The 20,943-nt window shown below is 52.4% G+C and carries 17 protein-coding genes; 13 read left to right on the top strand and 4 right to left on the bottom strand.

Annotated features, from left to right (window positions below):
- Window positions 1–8 precede the first annotated feature (8 nt).
- Both CA13_RS01490 and CA13_RS01485 read left to right on the top strand, forming a co-directional pair.
- Complete coding sequence (locus CA13_RS01490; protein ID WP_146394136.1) at window positions 9–3,185, top strand: efflux RND transporter permease subunit; 3,177 nt, start codon at window positions 9–11, stop codon at window positions 3,183–3,185.
- A 112-nt stretch (window positions 3,186–3,297) separates the two neighbouring features.
- Window positions 3,298–4,206: a bestrophin family protein gene (locus tag CA13_RS01485; protein ID WP_419193818.1), complete on the top strand. Its 909-nt coding sequence runs from the start codon at window positions 3,298–3,300 to the stop codon at window positions 4,204–4,206.
- Window positions 4,207–4,425: 219 nt separating this feature from the next.
- Here CA13_RS01485 and CA13_RS01480 read toward each other — a convergent pair whose 3' ends face one another.
- Window positions 4,426–5,634, bottom strand: a complete 1,209-nt coding sequence (locus CA13_RS01480) for a vWA domain-containing protein (protein ID WP_146394134.1) — start codon at window positions 5,632–5,634, stop codon at window positions 4,426–4,428.
- Between the two features lie 389 nt (window positions 5,635–6,023).
- On the opposite strand from CA13_RS01480, the gene CA13_RS01475 reads away from it, so the two are divergent.
- Window positions 6,024–6,332 (top strand): hypothetical protein, encoded by a 309-nt coding sequence (locus tag CA13_RS01475; protein WP_146394132.1) that lies wholly within the window; start codon window positions 6,024–6,026, stop codon window positions 6,330–6,332.
- Here CA13_RS01475 and CA13_RS01470 read toward each other — a convergent pair.
- Window positions 6,270–6,473 carry a hypothetical protein gene (locus CA13_RS01470; RefSeq protein WP_146403296.1) on the bottom strand — a complete coding sequence of 68 codons (204 nt, stop codon included), beginning with the start codon at window positions 6,471–6,473 and terminating at the stop codon, window positions 6,270–6,272. The genes CA13_RS01475 and CA13_RS01470 overlap by 63 nt on opposite strands.
- Window positions 6,474–6,546: 73 nt before the next feature.
- Between CA13_RS01470 and CA13_RS34535 the strand changes: the two genes are divergently transcribed.
- The 8 genes from CA13_RS34535 to CA13_RS34530 all read left to right on the top strand — a co-directional run bounded on the left by CA13_RS34535 (window position 6,547) and on the right by CA13_RS34530 (window position 17,887).
- Window positions 6,547–6,693 (top strand): early set domain-containing protein, encoded by a 147-nt coding sequence (locus tag CA13_RS34535; protein WP_419193817.1) that lies wholly within the window; start codon window positions 6,547–6,549, stop codon window positions 6,691–6,693.
- 660 nt (window positions 6,694–7,353) lie between these two features.
- A complete protein-coding gene (locus CA13_RS01465; protein ID WP_419195075.1) occupies window positions 7,354–8,343 on the top strand; it encodes a family 43 glycosylhydrolase in 990 nt (329 codons plus the stop codon).
- Between the two features lie 301 nt (window positions 8,344–8,644).
- The gene (locus tag CA13_RS01460) at window positions 8,645–10,606 is read left to right on the top strand and encodes a TolC family protein (RefSeq protein ID WP_419193816.1); all 1,962 of its coding nucleotides are present in this window, start codon (window positions 8,645–8,647) and stop codon (window positions 10,604–10,606) included.
- Window positions 10,603–12,519 (top strand): preprotein translocase subunit SecA, encoded by a 1,917-nt coding sequence (locus tag CA13_RS01455; protein ID WP_146394125.1) that lies wholly within the window; start codon window positions 10,603–10,605, stop codon window positions 12,517–12,519. The genes CA13_RS01460 and CA13_RS01455 overlap by 4 nt, the downstream gene beginning before the upstream one ends.
- Before the next feature lie 283 nt (window positions 12,520–12,802).
- Window positions 12,803–13,588 carry an efflux RND transporter periplasmic adaptor subunit gene (locus CA13_RS01450; RefSeq protein WP_419193815.1) on the top strand — a complete coding sequence of 262 codons (786 nt, stop codon included), beginning with the start codon at window positions 12,803–12,805 and terminating at the stop codon, window positions 13,586–13,588.
- 31 nt (window positions 13,589–13,619) lie between these two features.
- On the top strand, window positions 13,620–15,071 hold the full coding sequence (locus CA13_RS01445) for an efflux RND transporter periplasmic adaptor subunit (RefSeq protein WP_419193814.1): 1,452 nt from the start codon (window positions 13,620–13,622) through the stop codon (window positions 15,069–15,071).
- A 4-nt stretch (window positions 15,072–15,075) separates the two neighbouring features.
- Window positions 15,076–17,229, top strand: a complete 2,154-nt coding sequence (locus tag CA13_RS01440; RefSeq protein ID WP_146394119.1) for a site-2 protease family protein — start codon at window positions 15,076–15,078, stop codon at window positions 17,227–17,229.
- 370 nt (window positions 17,230–17,599) lie between these two features.
- Window positions 17,600–17,887 carry a transposase gene (locus CA13_RS34530; RefSeq protein ID WP_419195074.1) on the top strand — a complete coding sequence of 96 codons (288 nt, stop codon included), beginning with the start codon at window positions 17,600–17,602 and terminating at the stop codon, window positions 17,885–17,887.
- 294 nt (window positions 17,888–18,181) lie between these two features.
- Here CA13_RS34530 and CA13_RS01435 read toward each other — a convergent pair whose 3' ends face one another.
- Both CA13_RS01435 and CA13_RS01430 read right to left on the bottom strand, forming a co-directional pair.
- Complete coding sequence (locus CA13_RS01435) at window positions 18,182–19,435, bottom strand: DUF1559 domain-containing protein (RefSeq protein WP_146394117.1); 1,254 nt, start codon at window positions 19,433–19,435, stop codon at window positions 18,182–18,184.
- Window positions 19,436–19,488: 53 nt separating this feature from the next.
- The gene (locus CA13_RS01430; protein WP_146394115.1) at window positions 19,489–19,809 is read right to left on the bottom strand and encodes a hypothetical protein; all 321 of its coding nucleotides are present in this window, start codon (window positions 19,807–19,809) and stop codon (window positions 19,489–19,491) included.
- Window positions 19,810–19,973: 164 nt separating this feature from the next.
- Between CA13_RS01430 and CA13_RS01425 the strand changes: the two genes are divergently transcribed.
- On the top strand, window positions 19,974–20,282 hold the full coding sequence (locus tag CA13_RS01425; protein ID WP_146394113.1) for a hypothetical protein: 309 nt from the start codon (window positions 19,974–19,976) through the stop codon (window positions 20,280–20,282).
- A 115-nt stretch (window positions 20,283–20,397) separates the two neighbouring features.
- Window positions 20,398–20,943 (top strand): transposase (locus CA13_RS34525; protein ID WP_473087435.1); only part of this gene is annotated, 546 nt, incomplete at its 3' end.

Below are 20,943 nucleotides of genomic sequence, written 5' to 3'. Positions count from 1 at the left end.
ATCACCTGATGTCACGCTTCTTTATTTATCGCCCGATTTTCGCCTCGGTAATCTCCATCATTATTGTGATCGCGGGGATCGTGTCGTTCGGATCGTTGCCGGTTGCCAAATTCCCGCCGATTGCGCCACCAACCGTTAGCGTCTCGGCAGTCTATCCGGGCGGGGATGCTCGCACGATCGCCGATACGGTTGCGACGCCGATCGAACAACAAGTCAACGGCGTCGAAGGCATGATCTACATGTCATCGAACAGCTCGGACGATGGGAGCTACAAGTTAACGGTGACATTCGAAGTGGGGACGGATACCGACATCGCGTCCGTACTGGTCCAGAACCGAGTCGCCATTGCTGAATCCCAATTGCCCTCCGAGGTTCGTTCTCAGGGAATTACGACAAAGAAACAATCGACGCAAATTCTTCAATTCATTGCCTTGACTTCACCCGAGGGCGACTATGACGACCTCTTCCTGAGCAACTACGCGCTAACGGTCAAGGACGAACTTAGCCGCGTGGGTGGAGTCGGCGAGGTTCAAGTGTTTGGTACCGGTGACTACAGCATGCGAATCTGGCTGGACCCGCGCAAGCTCAAACAACGGAGTTTGACGACCGCCGACGTTGTTGCCGCCATCCGTGAACAGAACGTGCAAGTCGCCGCCGGCCAAGTCGGCGGACCGCCTGCGCCCGAGGGAACCGCTTATCAGTTGACTGTCAGTGCACGCGGGCGATTAGCGACCAAAGAGGAGTTCGAAGACATTATCATCACTACGGCCAGTGATGGACGCGCGTTGCGAGTGAAGGATGTTGCACGTGTCGAGTTGGGGGGGAAAGATTATACGTTTGATTCGCGATTCAATGGGCAACCTTCCGCATCCATCGCGATCTACCAGCTTCCCGATGCCAACGCGATCACGACCGCGGAATTGGTACGAGAAAAAATGAAGCAGCTCAGCGCGAGCAACAATTGGCCGGACGGACTGCAGTACGTGGTTGGGTTCGACACAACGCTTTTTGTGGAAGCATCCATAGCAGAAGTCTACAACACGCTCATGATCGCAGTGTTGTTGGTGGTTCTAGTGATCTACGTCTTCCTGCAAGATTGGCGGGCGACAATCATTCCCGTTGTGGCGATCCCCGTTTCGTTGATTGGTACCTTTGCGATCATGAATATGATCGGCTTTTCAATCAACATGCTGTCGCTCTTCGCGATCGTTTTGGCAATCGGGATTGTTGTGGATGATGCGATTGTTGTTGTCGAGAATACGACGCGGCATCTTGCTAATGGCCTGAGTCCGAAAGACGCGGCTGTCAAAGCGATGTCGGAAATCACGGGGCCGGTGATTGCAACGACACTCGTTTTGCTTGCTGTGTTTGTTCCCAGCGCATTCATGGGGGGAATTACTGGCCAACTTTTCCGTCAATTTGCGTTGACGATCTCAGGTGCCGTTCTGATCAGCACACTCAACGCGCTGACGCTTAGCCCCGCGTTGTGTGGACTGATTCTGCGAGCCCCCAAAGAGTCGTCCTTCATTGGTTTTCGTTGGTTCAACCGAGGATTTGACGCATCGACTACGGCGTACGGGTTCGTGATCCGATGGTTCGTGCGTTTGGTGCTAATGGTGATGGTGGCTTACGTGGCTTTGGTTGGCAGCACGGGCGTCGGTTTTTCCTCACTGCCAACCGGATTTGTGCCGGATGAAGATCAGGGATACTTGTTCGTTAACGTGCAAATGCCTGATTCTGCTTCCGCCGAACGGACGCGAGCCGTGATGCGGCAATTGGAAGAGGTTTATAGCGAAGTCCCAGGAATTTCGAACAACCTATCGATTGCCGGATACTCATTGCTGGGTGGCTATGCTGGATCGAACCTAGGTTTGTCGATCATCATCTTGGAGCCGTGGGACGAACGAACCGATTCGGATAAAAGTCTGGCTGCGATCCAGGCAAACTTACAGCAGCGATTCAGTAAGATCCAAAGCGGGGTGGTGTTTGCGTTTGCGCCCCCGGCGATCGACGGCCTCGGAGCGGCTGGCGGTTTTCAATTGGAGGTACTCGACCAAGGTGGCGGGGGATACGCATCATTGCAGGCAACGGCGGACGATCTTGCCAACGCCGGGAATGCTCAAAGTCGTTTATCGGGATTGAACTCTGCGTTTCGGGCCAACGCGCCGCAGTTGTTCGCGGATGTCGATCGTGTGAAGGCAAAGAACATGAACGTGCCTTTGGAAACCGTGTTTGGCACGCTGCAAGCTTACCTTGGCTCGGCGTACGTTAACGACTTCACCTACAACAATCGCTCCTACCAAGTTCGCGTTCAATCGGAGGCCGAGTTCCGCGCCTCAGCGGATGACATTGCGGATTTGGATGTGCGTGATAATACGGGACAGATGGTTCCACTAGGTGCGATCGTTGACGTAAAAGAAAACTTCGGACCTTCGGTGGTACGGCGATACAACTTGTATCCCAGTGCCGCGATCAATGGCGCGGCTGCACCAGGCACAAGTTCCGGAGAAGCATTAAATCTGATGGAGCAAATGGCTGATTCGCGGATGTCGCCCGGATTCGGTCACGCCTGGACAGGGATCTCGTTTCAAGAAAAACTGGCGGGTAGCGGTCAAGCGACCGTGTTCTTGTTAGCGGTCGTCGCGGTATTCCTCGTTCTAGCCGCGCAATACGAAAGCTGGACTAGCCCCGCTGCGGTGATCGCCGTCGTGCCGTTGGCGGTGCTCGGCGTTGTCCTTGCACTCGTGGTTCGTGGCATGCCAAACGACACTTACACGCAGATCGGAATCGTGCTGTTGGTCGCATTGGCCAGTAAAAATGCAATTTTGATCGTGGAGTTTGCCAGCGAAGAGAGACGCAAGGGCGTTTCCATCGGCGATGCGGCATTCAACGCTGCGACGATGCGTTTTCGTGCCATTCTTATGACCGCATTCTCGTCTATTCTTGGCTTCCTTCCACTTCTAATTGCAACCGGTGCGGGAGCAGCGAGTCGCCAATCCGTCGGCAACGCCGTTGTCGGTGGGATGATTGCAGCAACGGTCTTCTCACTCTTGTTCGTCCCTTCTTTCTTCGTTGTCTTCCAACGACTCGCCGAGTGGCGAAAGGAAAAGCCAGCCGTTTCAGCTGCGGCGGAGACTCCATCCCCGCTGGAAACAGGTGACGTTAAGGATGAGTCGGCCGAGTAGGACGTGTTTCGTTTTCCAATTTCAAAAACATCTGACGAATTTCCAAAGCAGCCGACGTGTTTTTCCAAGGCGAGAATGATGTTGACAATGGGACTGTGTTAAAGAGTGACCAATGATTACGGATTCCTCTAGGTTGGTTTGGCGAGTGATAGGGGAAGTCAGGCTGCCTATGCTGCCCATTCTTGGGTATGTGTTGCTTGTTTCATGGGTCGACCTGCGTTACCACCTCGAAGCATTTGATTTTCCAATAGCGATCTTGTCCGTACTGGGTACTGTGATCGGTTTGTTATTAGCCTTTCGCACAAACTCGAGTTACGACCGATGGTGGGAAGCGAGAACCTTGTGGGGTGCGATCGTGAACGATTCACGCACGTGGGTTCGCCAACTCAGTGCGTTTTCCAAGTCGGGCGATGATCCGAATGCATACCAAGCAAAGCTACAACGGATGGCCCTTCGCCAGTCTGCGTGGTGTTATGCATTGAGTCGCGATCTGCGAGGACAAGATCCGATCGCGGGGCTGCATGATTTGATCGACCTTGTAGAAATCGATGGTTATCGTCTCAGCCACAATGTCCCCAACGATCTTTTGCAACGCCAAGCGATGGAGTTACGCGAACTGTCCGACAGTCATCAGCTTGATCCCTATCAGTTCGTCGAGCTTGAAAGAACTTTGACTCGTCTAACGAATGCGATGGGCGGTTGCGAGCGGATCAACAATACTCCGTTTCCCGCATCGTATGGCCGTATGGTTCACGGCCTTATCTATGGCTTTGTCATGTTTTTGCCATTCGGACTTGTGCACGTTCCCGCGCCTGTACTGATTTTTCTATCTCTTTCGCTGTCGTTTGGATTCCTTCTAATCGATCAGGTTGCCAAATATTTGCAGGATCCCTTCAGCAATCGGCCATCGGATACACCGACGCTGGCCTTATCGAGAACCGTCGAAATCAATATTCGGCAAATGCTGGGCGAGACCGAGTTACCAGAGAAGATCGAACCGGTTGACGGTGTATTACGCTAACAGAATCTGCGTTTCCAATTTTCCATTTCTAGCGACATTCGTAGGCGTCTGCGATCGACTTTATTGATGCGAATCGTCTCGGCCAACCCCCATGTCGATGTAGGAACCGTCAATGCGATCCTTTGCTACGGCTGACCCGTTTAGCGAAGCAAGCGCGAAGACGACTCAATTACTTGGACCACGATGGCTATTGGATTGAATATTGTTGATGCAATGTCACTATTTTTTCAGGTCGAATCCAGATTCTTTCAGCTGTTTTTGAACAGCGGCAGAGACTGCGTCTCCCAAAGTGGTTGCCCCGGATTCTTTTGCTAACTTGGCTTTCTCGGCATCGATATAGGCTTGACGCTCTTTGGCAACCATTGCCATTTTGGACTTGATTTCTGCCCGACGTTTTGACATCGCTTTGATTTTCTTTAGTCGTTCGTCAGCAGACAGGTTGTGCATTTCTTCGGGCAAGTCGGCATCCTTCAGTTCTAAGATTGACTCTTTGTTTTCATCATACGTATCGACTAGGTCGCGACCGACATTGCGATAGAGGGCGCCGGACTTGGTTGCGGCGCGACTGCTGAGCCCGCCGAAGCTGCTGGCATTCGAATCTTGAACGGCTTGATTCGTTGCGTAGGCTTCTCGAGTTGACTTTGAACCGTACCAGAGATAGGTCTTGTTCAACTCGGTATTCAATTCAATGATTACTTTGTCTTGAGGGCACTTGATGTGAACGACCGTTTTGTCTTGATCGATGTTCAGGTACTCACCCTCTGCTAAATCGGCACCTTCTTTCCATTTGCCTTTGACGCCTTGCCGATAGTCACCACAATGAATGGTATTCACCACGATGCCAGCACCGATGGCTTTTTTGCAAGCCGATCGGTAGTCGATAGATCCTTGAGTGAAAGGTTCGTTGCCTGCGATGAATATTGCTTTATAAGCATTCGGTTCGTTGCTCCAATCGAGCCGTTTGACGGCTTCATGGATCACCGCGCCGCAGTATTCGTCGCCGCCGTTGGTGCTTAAAGAAAAAAGTGTCTCAGAGACTTTGTCGAGATCATCGGTAAGCTGCACCACTTGGCGGATATAGCCTTCGCGGGCGGGCAAGCCGGAGTTTCCATATTCAAATACCGAGACACGAAAAAGAGGAGTCTTGCCCTTCCTCTTCGCCTTGGAAAACTCCTGCACGATATTCCAGAGCTGACTCTTGGCTTGGTCGATCAATCCGTCCATCGAATTGGACGTATCAAGTAAAATGGCCACATCGACGGAAGGACGCTTGCCTGAAAAAACGGGTTTGCGAGTGGAATTAGATTCCTTCTTAGCGCCTTTCTCAATCGTAATTGTTAGATCTTGAGTATTGCCAATGTTTTCGGTCCGTTGATTTACGGTGACAAAAACTGTCACAATGAGAAGAAGTTTCAGAGCGCGTTTCATCAGATCTCTCGGCGAAAAGGTGGTAGTGCACGGGCTAGATGGTTCGAAGTTGAGCGGTACCAACTTCTCCATTTGACGCAAAAAATTTTGCTGACATTTCTCGAACGGCTTTGGTTTAATTGTACCCATTGCTAACCACCGAAGTGTTTGAATTTCGGATTGACTGAGGCAGATATGTTGCGATCGCTCGACAATTACGCCACTTGTCTTTGGTTGTTTTCGCACCTAGTCGCAAAACGTGGGCCGTTATGAAACGCTTTTGGCGCAGCGGATCGATGCGAGCTAGTCCAATAGTGGCAATTTCCCGTTGGCTTTTGTGGTGTTTCTAGTTGCGGAGTCGACTATTTAGCTTAATATTGGCTAAACCTTAAAACCTAGGAGACTTCAAAATGGTGAAGATTGTTCTTTTCGCAGTTATCGCAATCGCGGCTTCCCTTTCGTTTTCGGCAGACCATGCTGACGCTTTCGGTGGTCGTGGCTACGCTCGACGCCAAGCACGTCGCGCATATTACGCTCCCGCCCCGGTCGTTGTACAACGCGTTTACGTCGCGCCGGTCATGAGTTACTACCACGCTCCGGTTTATTATCCAGCACCGGTATCGGTTAACGTTGGTACACATGGCAGCTATTATCGATCAAGCTATCGCGGCTATGGATACCCGTCGTACGGTGGTGTTTCGGTCCAAATTGGCTGGTGAGTCTTCTGGCTCGAGCTGTTTGATCAGGTCGATGACGCTTAGCCGGCCCGTGTTTAGCCGGCCCGTGTTTAGCCGGCCCGTGTTTAGCCGGCCCGTGTTTAGCCGGCCCGTGTTTAGCCGGCCCGTGTTTTGTCTTTGGATTCCGTAGCGAACCTGCCATTAATGGCAGGTCTTTGTTGTAGGTGTGAAGCCAGGACCGATTTATGGATTCCGGGTGGACGGAGCAAAGGAGCCAGCAAGCGGACTGCGATTTGACAACCAGAAAGATCTGCTAGATCCATACGGATGTGGCGTGGTTATGGCCAAGGGTTATGACGCGATGCTGCTAGTCGCAGTGGTGATGATACCGCCTCTGCGATGAAGAGCGTTGTTGTTGACTCGCTTGCCTACCATTGGGAAGGCGACGGGGTGTTGCGACGTCCTTCGGCAAGAAACATCATTTGTGAAATGCACGTCTGAGGGTTTGGGAAACACCCCAATTCTGGCGTTGCCGAGGATACTCGCGGCACGTATTCGGGACCCAGCGAAAAAGTTCCTTACCTACAAAAGTTGGGAATCTATGCCGTCGAGTTGCTGGCAGTGTTTGCTTACGACCCGCAAGATTGTCCATCCGGGGGAAACAACGATTGGGGCTATGCACCGGTTTCATTCGTCTCACCGCACCTTGCTTATCGTTCACATCCAGATCCGCTAGGACCGATTGACGATTTTCGCGATAGGGTGAAGACGCCGTCTATTCAGGCGTAGGTTGTCGACAGTAACAACATTCTAGCGAGTTGAAATTTTAGGGTGGACAACGCCCTGTGAACCAAGCGTTTGATCTGCAACCGAAAAACGGAGCCATTTGAGTTTGAAAATGGGAGTAGCTCATTCCCCAAAAGACAACATTCATCGCTGTGCGCCAAATTTTAGTTCACGCAACAGAACCTTTTGGTTGTGTTTGGTTTCTGAAATTCTGCTAAAACCCGTGAAGCCGTCAACATCGAAAACGTAATCGCAAAGGAAGTGACTCGTGAATTACATGAATACATTGTTGTCAATCACTATTTTACTGATGGCCGGAGGAGTGTTGGCGGCCGAGGATGTGGCGGTCCGGAACCCAGCGTTGCCAGGATTCCATGCGGACCCATCAGTTATCGTTCACGATGGCCGAATCTACGCGTACGCGACCAAAGATCCTTGGGGAGGTGAAGACCTTGGCTGCTTTTCCACGGTCGACTTCAAAACGTGGCAGTCGCACAAATTGAATTGGCCCACGCTTGCTGCTTGCGTTAGTCCGACTAAAAGTTCCGCCAAAGTGTGGGCACCTGAAGTCATCCGCGGTCCAGACGGACGGTTTTACATGTACGTATCGGTCGGCTCGGAGATCTACGCGGGCGTCGCGTCTAAACCCACTGGGCCTTGGCAGAACATCACCGGGGGTAAAGGACCGATGGTGTTCACGCAAGCCGACGAGGGGGTCCACACAATTGATGCTTCTCCATTTATCGATGAGGACGGTCGAATCTTTTTGTATTGGGGGTCTGGATTGGAGTGGGTCAATGGTCATTGCCTCGTTGTTGAACTTGAGAAAGACATGCATACATTCATTGGAGAACCCAAAGACATTACGCCACCGAACTACTTTGAAGGGCCGCATATGATTAAACGGCGAGGAAAGTATTACCTCATGTATTCGGACGGCAAAGCGATCGATAAGACTTACAAGGTTCGTTACTCGATCAGCGATGCGCCGTTCGGCCCATTCACTGAAGGCAAGAACAGTCCCATTCTTTCGACTGATGAGAATCTTGGTGTCTATGGCCCCGGACATCACTGCGTCTTCACGTTAAAGGGCCAGGATTACATCGCCTACCACCGGCTCGATTCCCCGGACAATTCCGATGGCGTCCTACGCGAGGTTTGCTTCCAAAAATTGATAATGGACAAAGATGGATGGTTTGAGGAAATCGTTCTCACTGATGGCACGTTTGAAGTCGCTGAGGATGTGTTGTCGAATTTGAGTCGTTAGGAAGCTCGATAGACCGCATCTTCGAACCAATGATTTGCGACCCATTGTTAAGTTTGAAGCGTTACAGGTTGGGGTAGCATCGGTGGCGTGAAAACGATTTCGACGCCGTGAGCCTGACCCCCGAGCTCGATGTTTAGGGGCATGCCGTGATGCCAGTCGTTCCTATACCGTTTGTTACGAATGATCTGGTGGGGGCGATTGTTGAGCCAACGCTTTAGTCGCAGTGCATTCACGTTCGATGAAGTCTCAATACGGCCGACAAGGATGTCGCTGCAATTAACGAAGGATGGAATCGAATAGAATGACAGCTTCTGGCTGGAGAAACGGACGTTCTACGGCAACAGCACTTGCTCTTGGGTTTTTGTTGATTGTTACTGTATGCACGAATTTAAACGCCCAGTCCAATTTTGAAGCTCCGGTTCAAAGCAATCTGCATGTCGAAAAACATGTCAATACGAGCGTTTTAGGCGATCCCGCTATCTCGTGGGAAGAAGTTTTGGCGTTTGAAAGCTCTCAAAGTTTTGCCCCGTCTGACCAAATTCTTCATAGCTCGGTAGATCTGGGTTTGTTGGATCGGGAAGACGGTTTCAGTACCCTAAATCTTCCCGATGGGATAGTGGTTCCACCTTCGCCCGCAGTGGACGCAGCGAATCGTAGTGTTCGCGCGAATGGAACATGCGAGGGGCAATCGTGGATGAGGGACTTTCAATCACGGGTCGAATCTGATCAGACGCCGCGATGGTGGGTGAGTGACACGAGTGCAGGTTTATTGGCCTCCGATAGGCCATGGTGGGACGAGCAGGTCCGGCATCCGTTAGGACCAAGCAGCGAGCCACTACATGTTGGCATTGCTGCTTTGACTACCAACGCGCTGCGGTATTCATCATACGTTCGTGTTGTCTCGGCGGACCCTGCAATTCGCCAATCGGAACTTGTCAAAGAGTCTGCAGCCTTTGATTGGCAGGCATTTCTTGAAACGACTTACGACGATGTGAACGATCCGATTGGAAGCACGTTGACAACCGGCACGGATGCTTCGCGATATCGTAACCGAGGCTGGTCCGTCGAGGCTGGTCTACGTCGCAAGAACACGTTTGGCGGAAATCTCGAAGCTTACCAGCGTTTAGGACGCGAGGAAGACAATTCTCGTTTCTTGGTTCCGAATCCACAACGAGCAACCCGTTTGGAACTACAGTACACGCAGCCCTTACTTCGTGGAGCTGGTCGAGCCTATAACGAGAGCCAAATCGTCTCCGCTCGGATTCAACGGAACCGAAGCAGTGATGCTGTCGCAGGCGAATTGCAAGAACATTTGGTGCAAGTGACGGAAGCCTATTGGGAGTTGTACCAAACACGCGCTAAATTTCTTCAACGCAAAAAGCTCCTTGATTCTGCCAGAAGCATACTGGCCAATCTCGAAGGACGCCGCGATATCGATGCTGTCGAGCGTCAAGTGCTGCGGGCAAAAACGGCCGTCGCAACGAGAGAATCAGAGATGCTGCGGGCGGAAACGCGTATTCGTAATTGGCAATCCCAACTACGACTACTCGTAAACGATCCTGCGTTAGTGCACATGGGGCACCGAGAACTCATGCCGATCGAGTCGCCACTGTATTGGCAAGTTCAGCTGTCAATGTCTGACTCATTGCACACGGCGTTACAAAATCGTCCCGATATTTCGCAGGCGATTCGTGATGCTAAGAACGCTTCGGTTAAGCTTGGCGTGGCCCAGAAAGACATCTTGCCCAAGCTTGATTTGGTAGCCAGTACCTATGTTGCTGGGCTTGCCGCCGCATCGGACCATGGGCGAGCTTACGAAAATCAGTTCTCGGATGGCCGGCCCTCCTATTCGGTTGGACTGCAGTTTGAAATCCCAATTGGCAATCGAGCGTCGAAAGCACAGGCAAACCGACGTCAATGGGAACTCAATCAAGCGATGAGTCAATTTAGCTTGACGGTGGAGGAAGCGTTAACAAGTGTCGAAGTGGCCGTCCGAGAAGTCCAAACCAGTTACCTTGAAGTCGTGGCGAAACATCGATCAATGCAGGCAGCCCAGAATGAGGCCAACTACCTTAACGATCGATGGAGAGTGCTTCCGAACGAAAACGATTCAGCCGCTCAGCTATTAGAGAATCTGCTTGATGCCCAGGAACGCGTCGCCGACGATGAACAAGGTATGGTTACCGCGCAGGTCAGTTACGCTTTGGCACTCGTCCGACTCAAACGCGAAATGGGGACTCTTTTGCGAGTGAGTTGCGAATGAACCAATTCCTTTCTCGCATCAGCGGAAACATCTTTCCTTTTGCTGGTTTGACGCGGAAAACAGACATCGTTGCTGCCATCCGCGAAGTAGAAACGCGACTAAAAGGTCTGTCGATTGAACAGTTGCGTGAACAATCCGAACAGCTTCGATCGCGAGTCAAGATCGAATCGGTCGATACCGAGGCGGTGCGGCGCGAGGCGTTTGCAATTGCGAGCGAAGCACTGCGCCGCACGCGAGGCATTCACCTTTATGATGTGCAAATGCTCGCAGCAATGGCTTTGGCGAAAGGTGCCGTGGCCGAGATGCAGACCGGCGAAGGAAAGACCTTTGCGTGTGCACCCGCAGCTTTTCTGCACGCGTTAACTGGACGCGGTGTTCACGTTGCGACGACCAATCAATACCTAGCGGAACGTGACTTTGAGATCTTACAACCCGCTTATGAAATGCTTGGCATTCGTATTGGGCTCCTGCCGAATAATCAGGGGTCGCCGGCATCCAAACGTGCAGCCTATCGGTGTGATATCACCTATGGAACTGGCTTTGAGTTCGGATTCGACTATTTGCGAGATCAGCTTACGCTGCGACAAGGTGCGACTTGCAAATTGGGAGACGCGACTCTCGAGTCGCTCATTGGCAACTCACCAAGTGCCGGGGCAATGATCCAGCGAGAGTTGTACTACTCCATCGTTGACGAAGCTGACAATGTGCTGCTTGACGATGCGGCCTCGCCGTTGATTCTCAGCGGGAACGCAGAGGGCGAAGCGGACGACGCCGAGGTGCACCGTGCTGCGCTAGAAGCGGTCAATCGTCTAACAACCGGTGAACATTTTCGACCCGCCGCAGCAACGGGGCGTATTGAGTTAACCGAATCCGGGAGAGCTTGGATCCACCGCGGTGAGAGTCGCATTCCGATTGAACAACTTCGGCGTACTTGGACCGAGTATGTTGAACATGCTTTACACGCCATGAGTTTGCATCGTGACGTTTCCTATGTCGTCACGGATGAGGGTGAAGTCCAGATTGTAGATCCCAGCACGGGCCGCATCTTCAGCGATCGGAACTGGCGCGAAGGCCTTCATCAAGCGATTGAGGCCAAAGAAGGCGTGAGGATTACACCGGAAAAGAGCTCACTCGCTCAAATCACTCGCCAACGATTTTCGCGTCTCTACGAACGACTAGCGGGAATGACGGGAACAGCAACCGGATGCGAGCGAGAAATGCGGCAAGTCTATGACCTTCGCGTTGTACCGATTCGACTTCGGACACCTTCGCGGCGAGAGTATTGGCCAACAAGGTTCTTTGCCACCTTGTCAACGAAGTGGAATGCGATTGCCGATAGCGTCGAGCGAATTCACTCCCAAGAACGCCCCATCTTAATTGGTACGACCAGTATCGCCGACAGTGAGCGTCTGGCAGATTTGTTGAGCGAACGCGGTTTGAATTTTCAAATTCTCAATGGCCGACAAGATGCTGAAGAAGCCGATGTTATTGGTCGAGCGGGTTCTCGTGGTGCCGTTACGATTGCTACCAGCCTCGCAGGTCGCGGGACCGACATCAAACTTGGTCCGGACGCACTGCCTCTGGGGGGGTTGCATGTCGTTGTTTGCGAGTGCAGTGAATCCGGACGCGTTGATAGACAACTCATCGGTCGATGTGCTAGGCAGGGCGACCCGGGGTCCACGCAAGTCTTCGTTTCTGCGGAGGATCCGTTGATCAAAATTTATGGATCGTGGCTGATTTCTTCGATTCAGCGCCATGCGGGTTCCGATGGTGAGGCAGAAATTGATTTTGCAGGCCAAGTACGCCGCATTCAGCGGTCCGCTGAGCGTGTCGCCTATTCTTCTCGGTGCGGTTTACTCCGAAGTGACCTGTCACGTGATTCACTATTTTCTTCTCAAATGACTGATTCGTAAGCTAGCTTTCAGCAGTAGTTTATGTAATCGAGCAAGAAATGAATTGTTTGTGAATCACACCACCTGCGTCCACATGTTGTCAGATGGCAACTGATGACGATGCGACGTGCACATCAAATCTGCCCCCGAATCATTAAGCCAAAGTTACCACTCGCTGCTATGGTGCAGTCAAGAAGTTCGTTCACGTTCTACGACGATACAATCTAAACTTAAGATGAGTTCCACGCTTTCAATTCGATGCCTCGTTCGCCGGACTTTCGTCTGCGCGACAATGGTTTGTTGGGTGTCATGCTCGCCAGCGACTGAAATCCAAGGGTTCACGGAACCCTATCAAGATATTGACGTCGCGGCTTCCGAAATGGGGATTGTCGAAGCAATCCACATTAAAGAAGGTGACCGTGTTACCGAGAATCAGCTATTGGTTCAGATGGATGACTCGGTACTCGAAGTGACACTTGAGATCGCGAAAAGTATCAAGCAATCCCGTGGTCGGCTAGAGTCTGCGATGGAGGATTTGCACCAGCAAACCATCACTGTTAAGAAACTTAACGAGTTGATCGCACGAAAACATGCTAGCTCGCAAGAACTCGATCGAGCGGAATCGAAGAGACGAATCGCCCAAGCCAACTTAAAAGCGATCCAAGAAGAGCTTCAAGTAAAGACACTTGAGTATGAACGCACACTCGTCCAACTTGAGAAACGCTGCCTTCGTTCGCCCATCGACGGAGTGGTTACGCGGGTACTCAGAGATTGTGGCGAGTCGGTTTTGCCGAGTGATCCAGTGATCGTCCGCGTTGTCCAGCTTGACCCGTTGTTGGTCATCTTTTTGGTTCCCGCTGACTTAGCGAGAGAGCTTTCGGTCGGGAGGGCGGTTAACGTACGCTTTATGGACCCAACTCATATGGCCTCCGGTTCGATTGAGTTCGTGTCGCCAACGATCGATCCGCAAAGTGGTACAACACGTGTGCGAGTCCGATTGCCAAATCCTGACGAGCGACTTCACTGCGGTACGACCTGTTATCTAGACTTCGCTGATACATACTCACCTCTAGCTGCAAAACATCCGTAGTGCCCCGTCGAGATGACAATGGAGGATGGACATGACGGTCGAGTATGCTCCGAATCAACCTGCCAATGCAGTACCGCTAGTCACTCCGCAACGTGAACATCGCGCCTTGTCAGAGACCACGCAGCTTCGCGAGCAACTCAGGCAGATGGCCGCCTTGAGCGAGTTAATTGCTCGAATGGAATCCAGCGAAGACTTACATGCCTCGTGTCAAGTTCTTGCCGATCAATTACAAGGCTTTCTAGCAACCGAACAAGTCCTTGTTGGCTTGTGTCGCGATGCATCGATTGAATGTCGGCTCACCGCCGTCTCAGGCGTTGCGACATTTGATCAACAGGGCGAAATAGCCCGGTCTGCTCAGGCCTGTCTGCAGGAATGTATCGCTTTTGGCGGATCCATCGGTTGGCCGAGCCACGACGAAATCTATGCGGGTGGGCAACTTGCGCACCGGCAATTTGCAAAGCTTGCCAACGTGGAGGCAATTGTCAGTGCGCCGCTACGTGATGCAAGCGGGCAATTGCGAGGTGCCTGGTTGGTGACTGGCAATGCAAAAGGGGTTCACGCTACAACGGTTACCAAATTTTTAGAAACAGCGGGGCCTTCCGTTGCATCGGCACTAAAATTGATGACTCGCTCCGAAAAGGGTTCGGTTGAGAAGACGATCAAGAGTGCTCGAGAATGGGTTAAGAAAAAGGGCCGGCTATCATTGTTGGCTGCGATTTTATTTGTCACTGTGATCCTATGCCTTCCGTTGCACTATCAGGCAAAGTGCGATTGCACGGTCGAACCCGTCTTGCGGAGATTCGTGGCGGCACCCTTTGCCGGTTCTTTGGCTAAATCGCTCGTCGAACCAGGAGATATTGTCGAGCAGGGGCAATTGTTGGCACAGATGGACGGCCGTGAGGTAAGGATGGAGTTGTCAGGAATTCGAGCGGATTTGCACCGTGCCAGTAAGGAACGGGCCGGACACTTAGCCACGCAGAAATCGGGTGAGGCAGAGGTCGCACGGTATGAGGTTGACCGTTTGCAAAAGCGTACTGAATTGCTTGAGTACCGCGAACACAACGTTGACATCCGAAGTCCGATCGCCGGTGTGGTGGTCAGTGGAGATTTGAAAGATGCCGAGGGTATGCCGCTGGAAGTTGGGAAAACGCTATTTGAAATAGCCCCGCTTGATGAGATGGTTGTCGAGGTCGGTATCGTCGAAGACGAGTTTGCCTATGTCCGTGCGGGAATGGCGGTCACCGTACGACTTGATGCGTATCCGCTTAGCCGTTTTGATGCATCGATCGAGCGAGTTCATCCACGCGCCGAGGTGCGCGACGACCAGAACGTGTTTGTCGCGGAAGTCCGACTGCAAGATTCCAAAATGGACCTTCGGCCTGGTATGAAGGGAACGGCGCGGATTGAAGCGGATCGTTATCCACTGATTTGGAACGTATTTCGTCGACCGATGACGGCCGCCATTGCGTGGCTGGGTTGGTGATAATATGACCATCGTCCCAGACTTAACGACACGTGATTTAAGCGGCTCAAAAATCAGGTTGGCGTGTGAATTGACCTTTGTGCCACAAGTTCATGGCCAGGAAACTTACTATCACATCGAAGTGCCGGCGGCGGGAAAGTTCTTTCGAATTGGCTATCCCGAGTACGTGTTTATCTCGATGCTCGATGGGACCAGGACCGTTGCTCAGGCTTTGACGATCACTGCCCGCACATTAGGCGCAGAAGCACTCACGCAATCGCAGGGCCTTCAAGTGGCGACCTGGGTGATTGAAAACGATATCGCCGAACTCGCGGATCAAGAATCCGTGTGGTCGCCTCGCCGACAAATGAACAACAATCAACGCGGCGGATTGACGAATCGAGTCAACCCTTTCTGGATGAAGATCCCGCTGGGATCGCCGGACCAATTACTGGCGGCTTTGCTTCCATCATTCGGCTGGTTATTGTCGCCCGTAGCGTCAATGGTGGGAATCATTGTGATTCTGTTCGGTGTTGGTTGCGCCGCCACAAACTGGACGAAATTTATCGCTAGCTCCGCTGGCGTGCTGGCACCTAACAATTGGCTGTGGATGCTGCTTGCTTGGGCGGTTTTGAAGGTTGTTCACGAGTTGGCGCATGGATTAGCCTGCAAATATCACCGGGGCGAAGTACGTGAGACCGGAGTCATTTTTATTCTGCTTGCGCCGATGGCGTATGTCGACGTTACCTCTTGTTGGCGTTTCCCGTCAAAGTGGCAACGAATTCATGTTGCCATTTCAGGCATGTATGCTGAACTGGTTCTTGCGGCGGTCGCCGCGATCACTTGGGCGAACGTCGACTCGTCGTTGACTCATCACCTGCTATTTAACGTGATCGTGATGGCTAGTCTGTCCACGTTGCTGTTCAATGCCAATCCGTTGATGCGTTTTGATGGGTACTACATACTTGCTGATCTACTGAATGTCCCCAATTTAGCCACGGACGCCAATCGTTTTGTAAAGGGTACCGCATCGCGTCTATTTTTCGGCGAGAGACATCGTCCATTGCAAATACTTGGTTTTCGGCGTTGGTTCGTTTGCAGTTATGGAGTGGCCAGTACCGTATGGCGGTTGCTGGTTTGTGTTTCTTTAGTCTCTGCCGCATCGGTTCTGATGCACGGCGCAGGATTACTGTTGGCGATCATTGGGGTCTTCAGTTGGTTTGCTGTGCCGTTATGGAAAGTCGTTGTCGACTTTCAGCGGCGGTTTCATGAAAAACGACCTTCGTTTATTCGCGCACTGGTTTGCAGCGTATCAATCGTCGTCGTGATAGGTGCGGCCTCGCTGTGGCTACCATGGCCGGGAGCGATGGATGCGCCCGTCGTCGTTGACTACTCGGATCAGTCGGTTGTTCGTAGCAGTGTCAATGGTTTTGTCGATCATGTCCATGTCATGGATGGTGAAATGGTTGAGGCCGGACAACTGCTGGTCGAGTTGCACAACGACGAACTTGAGGCCCAATTGCACTCGCTTCAACTTGAATATCAGCAGGGCGAAGTTCAGGTTCGTATGGCGATCGACAGACACAATGCTGCGGCGGCCCAGATCGCCAGAAGGAATTTGCAATCGATCGAAGAACGACTGAACATCATTCGACGCCAATCCGCAGGACTACGGGTACATGCGCCGGTCGCGGGTCGAATTGTTGCACGGAACCTTCATCAATCGACGGGCATGTACATCAAAGAGGGATCCGAGATATTGACCGTAGCGAATGAAACGCGAAAGGAACTCGTCCTGTCCGTTGGTCAAGAGGAGATTGATGCGATAAAAATTGGCGATCAGACACGGTTTCGTATCAAAGGTCGACTCGCACGGGTAGGAAGAATGGAACGACTGGATCCGCGAGCCTCAACCGCACTACCGCACCCCGCGATGAGTTCAAGCCTGGGAGGACCATTAGCCGTGACTGAAAAGGAAGATTCCGATCAGCCAAGTATGCGTTTGGTTGAACCACGATTTCGGGGCGTGATCACACTGTCGGCCGAGGCCTGTCAAGACTTAGGTGCAGGAGAACAAGGCTACGCGATATTGGGGCTACGGCAAGTGAGTATTGGCGAATTCGCCTGGGTGCGAATGCATCGGTGGTATGAGTCGTTGCTGCGGCCAAGTCAGGGCTAATCGGTGTGATCCCTTCGGGACACGTTTATCCCGAAGGAATGGAAGCCATTAGCCGGTGATGAACGCAGCGTCATCGCCGGATTCCAACCGCCTATTGCGGTAGTAACGGCTGTTGCCAGCCGCCCCCGCACAGATCCGTACTTGAAGAATTACCTCTTGCGGCTCCGGCCTTGCGTCGATCGCGAAATCGTTGGTCCAACCTTGAATCACCCGCGACAACCATGGACCTATCAAACTCAGAGCAACTCACTGTTCGATTTTGGGTTGTCGGAAGCCTAGGATTGGTAAGTCGCATTAACGGAGTGCATTTAACCTTCAGTCCAGCAGCCGACTCGGTGGCTTTCTTGACTGGCCAGGCTTTGCCCAAGCGATTCGCAACGAGCGAACGCGGATCATTGGCGATGAGCCGGTCAAGGAAGTCTCGCACGCGATCACCAGCCTGGGACCCGATCGAGCCAATGCGAAGCACTTTCTGGATTTCAATCGAGGCCACTGGGGCGTCGAGCATCGTCTGCACTGGGTTCGCGATGTGACGACGGGCGAAGACAAGTGTCGGGCTCGCACCGGATATGGTTCGGTAAGTCGGGCATCCCTTCGCAACGCCAGCCTGACGGTTCTTCGCGACGCGGGACACAATGGGATCGCCTCCGCCTTTTGAGCCTTCGCCACCAAGCCAACCGGTCTACTAAAGCTCTCATCTAGATTCAAAAACTGAGTTGCCCTGGGATGGCCCCTTCTGGCCTTATCGCCTGGGATGGCCCTTTCTGGCCCTCTCCAAATGATGGCATCAACTGCAATCGCAATTTAAGGTACAACGCACATTGAAGTTTAAGATGCTCTAGTCACGGTTCGAGTTCGGCACCGTCCATCAATTTCACGGCAAAATGAAACGCCGATGGCTCGGGAGTGAGCCATCGGCGTTGTCGAATTTAATCGTTAGGCAGAAGGAGAATTATAGCTCCTCCTCGATAATCTCCTTCGAAGCTCGCGTCGAAAGCGCTCCCCACAAGCCGTAAGGGCTAATGCTACCGGGGGAGGCGAACGTGTTGAACGCCGGTGGAGATGATCCGTTCCAGCGGACCATGCCATTGGCAGGGTTGCCAGCCTCGATCGATTCGGTGATGAATTTCACCGCGCCGTCACCCATCAAGATATGGGCTCCGCCTTGGTGGCGGCTGCTGGTGCCCCAAATTCCGGGGCGCCATGTTGCAGGAGATGCATTGCTAATCCCACAGGCACGACCGTTGGGGGGAAAGATGTTCACAACCCCCGAGTCGATGGGATAGGCACTCGCCCACTTGTACCCGCGACGAGACTGCGAGCCGGCAATCAGTGTGACCGCCGAAGCATCCCAGAATATTGGCCGCAGTGGATCACCCGTTGGGCACGCCTCTCCGGGCATCTGATAAATGTTTCCAGTGGCCATCGCGGTTGCGGTTCGGGTATCATTGTCGCCTAGGTCTGTCATGAGCTCACCCATCATCATCGTGTTGGATAGTCCATCAAGTACGTCACGAAATTTGGTGACTTGTCGTGGGACAAACATTCCACGGCAAACGCTTCGCGCCTGCGGAAACTGGGTCGGGTGCTTAACACCAAATGCACTGACACCACCGTTGTTGATACGGAATATATCATCGCCCAAACAGGCGCCGTAGTTGGTACGACCTTGCGACGGGAGACCAATTCCCGGATCGCTCGGGCAACGCAGCGTTGGGACATTCGTTAGCCAAGGATCGTACTGGTTCTCGGCATGCCGCCCGAGCCCCATCGCAGGCACAGGGCCCATCGGTGCGAAGATCAGCCCGGCACCGGGTTGGCCCGCAGGGATTGAGTAGGGATTTGCAATCTGCTCCCACAATCCCTGACCTTCAAAAAACGGCAACAGCGGCACCAGGATGCTCAGTTGCAGGCCGTCGTTGCCACCACCAGAAGAACCGGCAATGGCCGTGGTTCGGTAGCTGTTCGGCGCTCCGGCCAGGCGAGCGGTACCGCCCTTGAACATGGGCAAGCTATTATAAGCTGAATGGTAGTTGTGTATCGCCAACCCCAACTGCTTGAAGTTGTTACTACAGCTCATCCGCCGTGCCGCCTCACGCGCCGCTTGCACCGCTGGCAGCAGCAGCCCAACGAGCACGCCAATGATGGCAATCACCACCAATAATTCGACCAGTGTGAAACCTGGTTTCGATCGAGTCTTCCTCATATCGTCCTCACTCCAATAAGAAAATGAAAGTCAAAAATACCGTGTTCAAGATGCTACTCGTCCATCTCTGCGTCATCCGCAGCATCAAGATTTTCTTCCGCCAATACGTCGGGATTTTCAGCCAAGTATTGACTGATTGTCGAGCCCTCAGGCGCCTTCTGCACCGAGGTTTCACCACCACATCCGCTGAATAGAACTAGACATGCGACAACGCAGCAGAGATGCGTTAATGAATTGAATCGCCCCATGGGCGTAACCCCTTTCTCTAGAATTTTGAATTCGGCTCTGAATGGCCAACCGACAACCACCGGTCGTAACGACCGCGGCATTTCAGCACACCGAGACACCTCCTCTCGATCCAATGAAAAATGCATGGCCTTAAAGTAGCATTAACAGCGACACAATTAACCTTAGCGATTTCCACCGAGGATCCAATGCGTATTTTGCAAAAAGTTCTATTTTTAATGAAATAAAACGAAACTTTCGTTTTATTTCGTTGTTGGGCTACCATTTGTGCCCGGACATCAACTGCGAAACCTTGTGTCAACTCGCCATCGTGTTGGCCTTTCAATCAACTGAAAAAGAAAGAGCAGAAAGAAGGGGCCATCGAAAAGAAGCGAAAGAAGAGCGAAAGAAGAGCGAAAGAAGAGCGAAAGAAGAGCGAAAGAAGAGCGAAAGAAGAGCGAAAGAAGAGCGAAGAAAGACAAAGAAGGGGCCATCCAAACGCTATTGCCTTACAGGAAAGAAGAAGAGCGAAAGAAGGGGGGCGAAAGAAGGTGCCATGGCGAAAGAAGGTGCCATCCAAAAACATAGAAAAGAAGAGGGGAAAAAGGCACCATCCATTTAGAGGGAGAAACAAGGGGCCATGGAGAAATAGGGAGCCATCCATTTTTAATTGTCTTACTGCTGGGATTTGCTCGTGCTAGAATTCTCGCTCATCAAGTCTTGTCCAGGAGGTCGTTATGCCGCGCAAACCACGCTATGAAGTCGCTGATCCCGCAGAAGTTCAGGTATTCCACGCAGTTCAACGCTGTGTAAGACGTGCATTCTTGTGTGGCGAAGACCCGTTTTCCGGTCAATCCTATGAGCATCGCCGTGGCTGGATTCGTGATCGATTGGAGTTTCTGGCGGGGATTTTCGCAGTCGATTGCCTGACCTATACGGTGCTCAGCAATCATCTGCACCTCGTTTTGCGTAGTCGGCCTGATGTGGTTGCTCAGTGGAGTGATCAAGAGGTGGCGAGGCGATGGCTGAGGCTGTTTCCTCATCGACGCAAGAAAGATGGGTCGCCCGAGGAACCGACGAAGCCGGAAATTGACATGATCGTCAATCAAGCCGAAGTGTTGGACGAACGACGGCGGCGACTCAGTGACATCAGTTGGTGGATGCGATGTACGGCAGAGAACATTGCTCGACGAGCAAATCGTGAAGACGAGTGTACCGGGCGCTTTTGGGAAGGCCGATTCAAATTGCAAACTCTGTTGGACGAAGCGAGTTTGCTGGCATGC

The sequence above is a fragment of the Novipirellula herctigrandis genome, assembly GCA_007859835.1.
Lineage (GTDB): Bacteria > Planctomycetota > Planctomycetia > Pirellulales > Pirellulaceae > Novipirellula_A > Novipirellula_A herctigrandis.
Note: the sequence above shows the minus strand (reverse complement) of the source record. Positions and strands in the feature narration are given on the sequence as shown.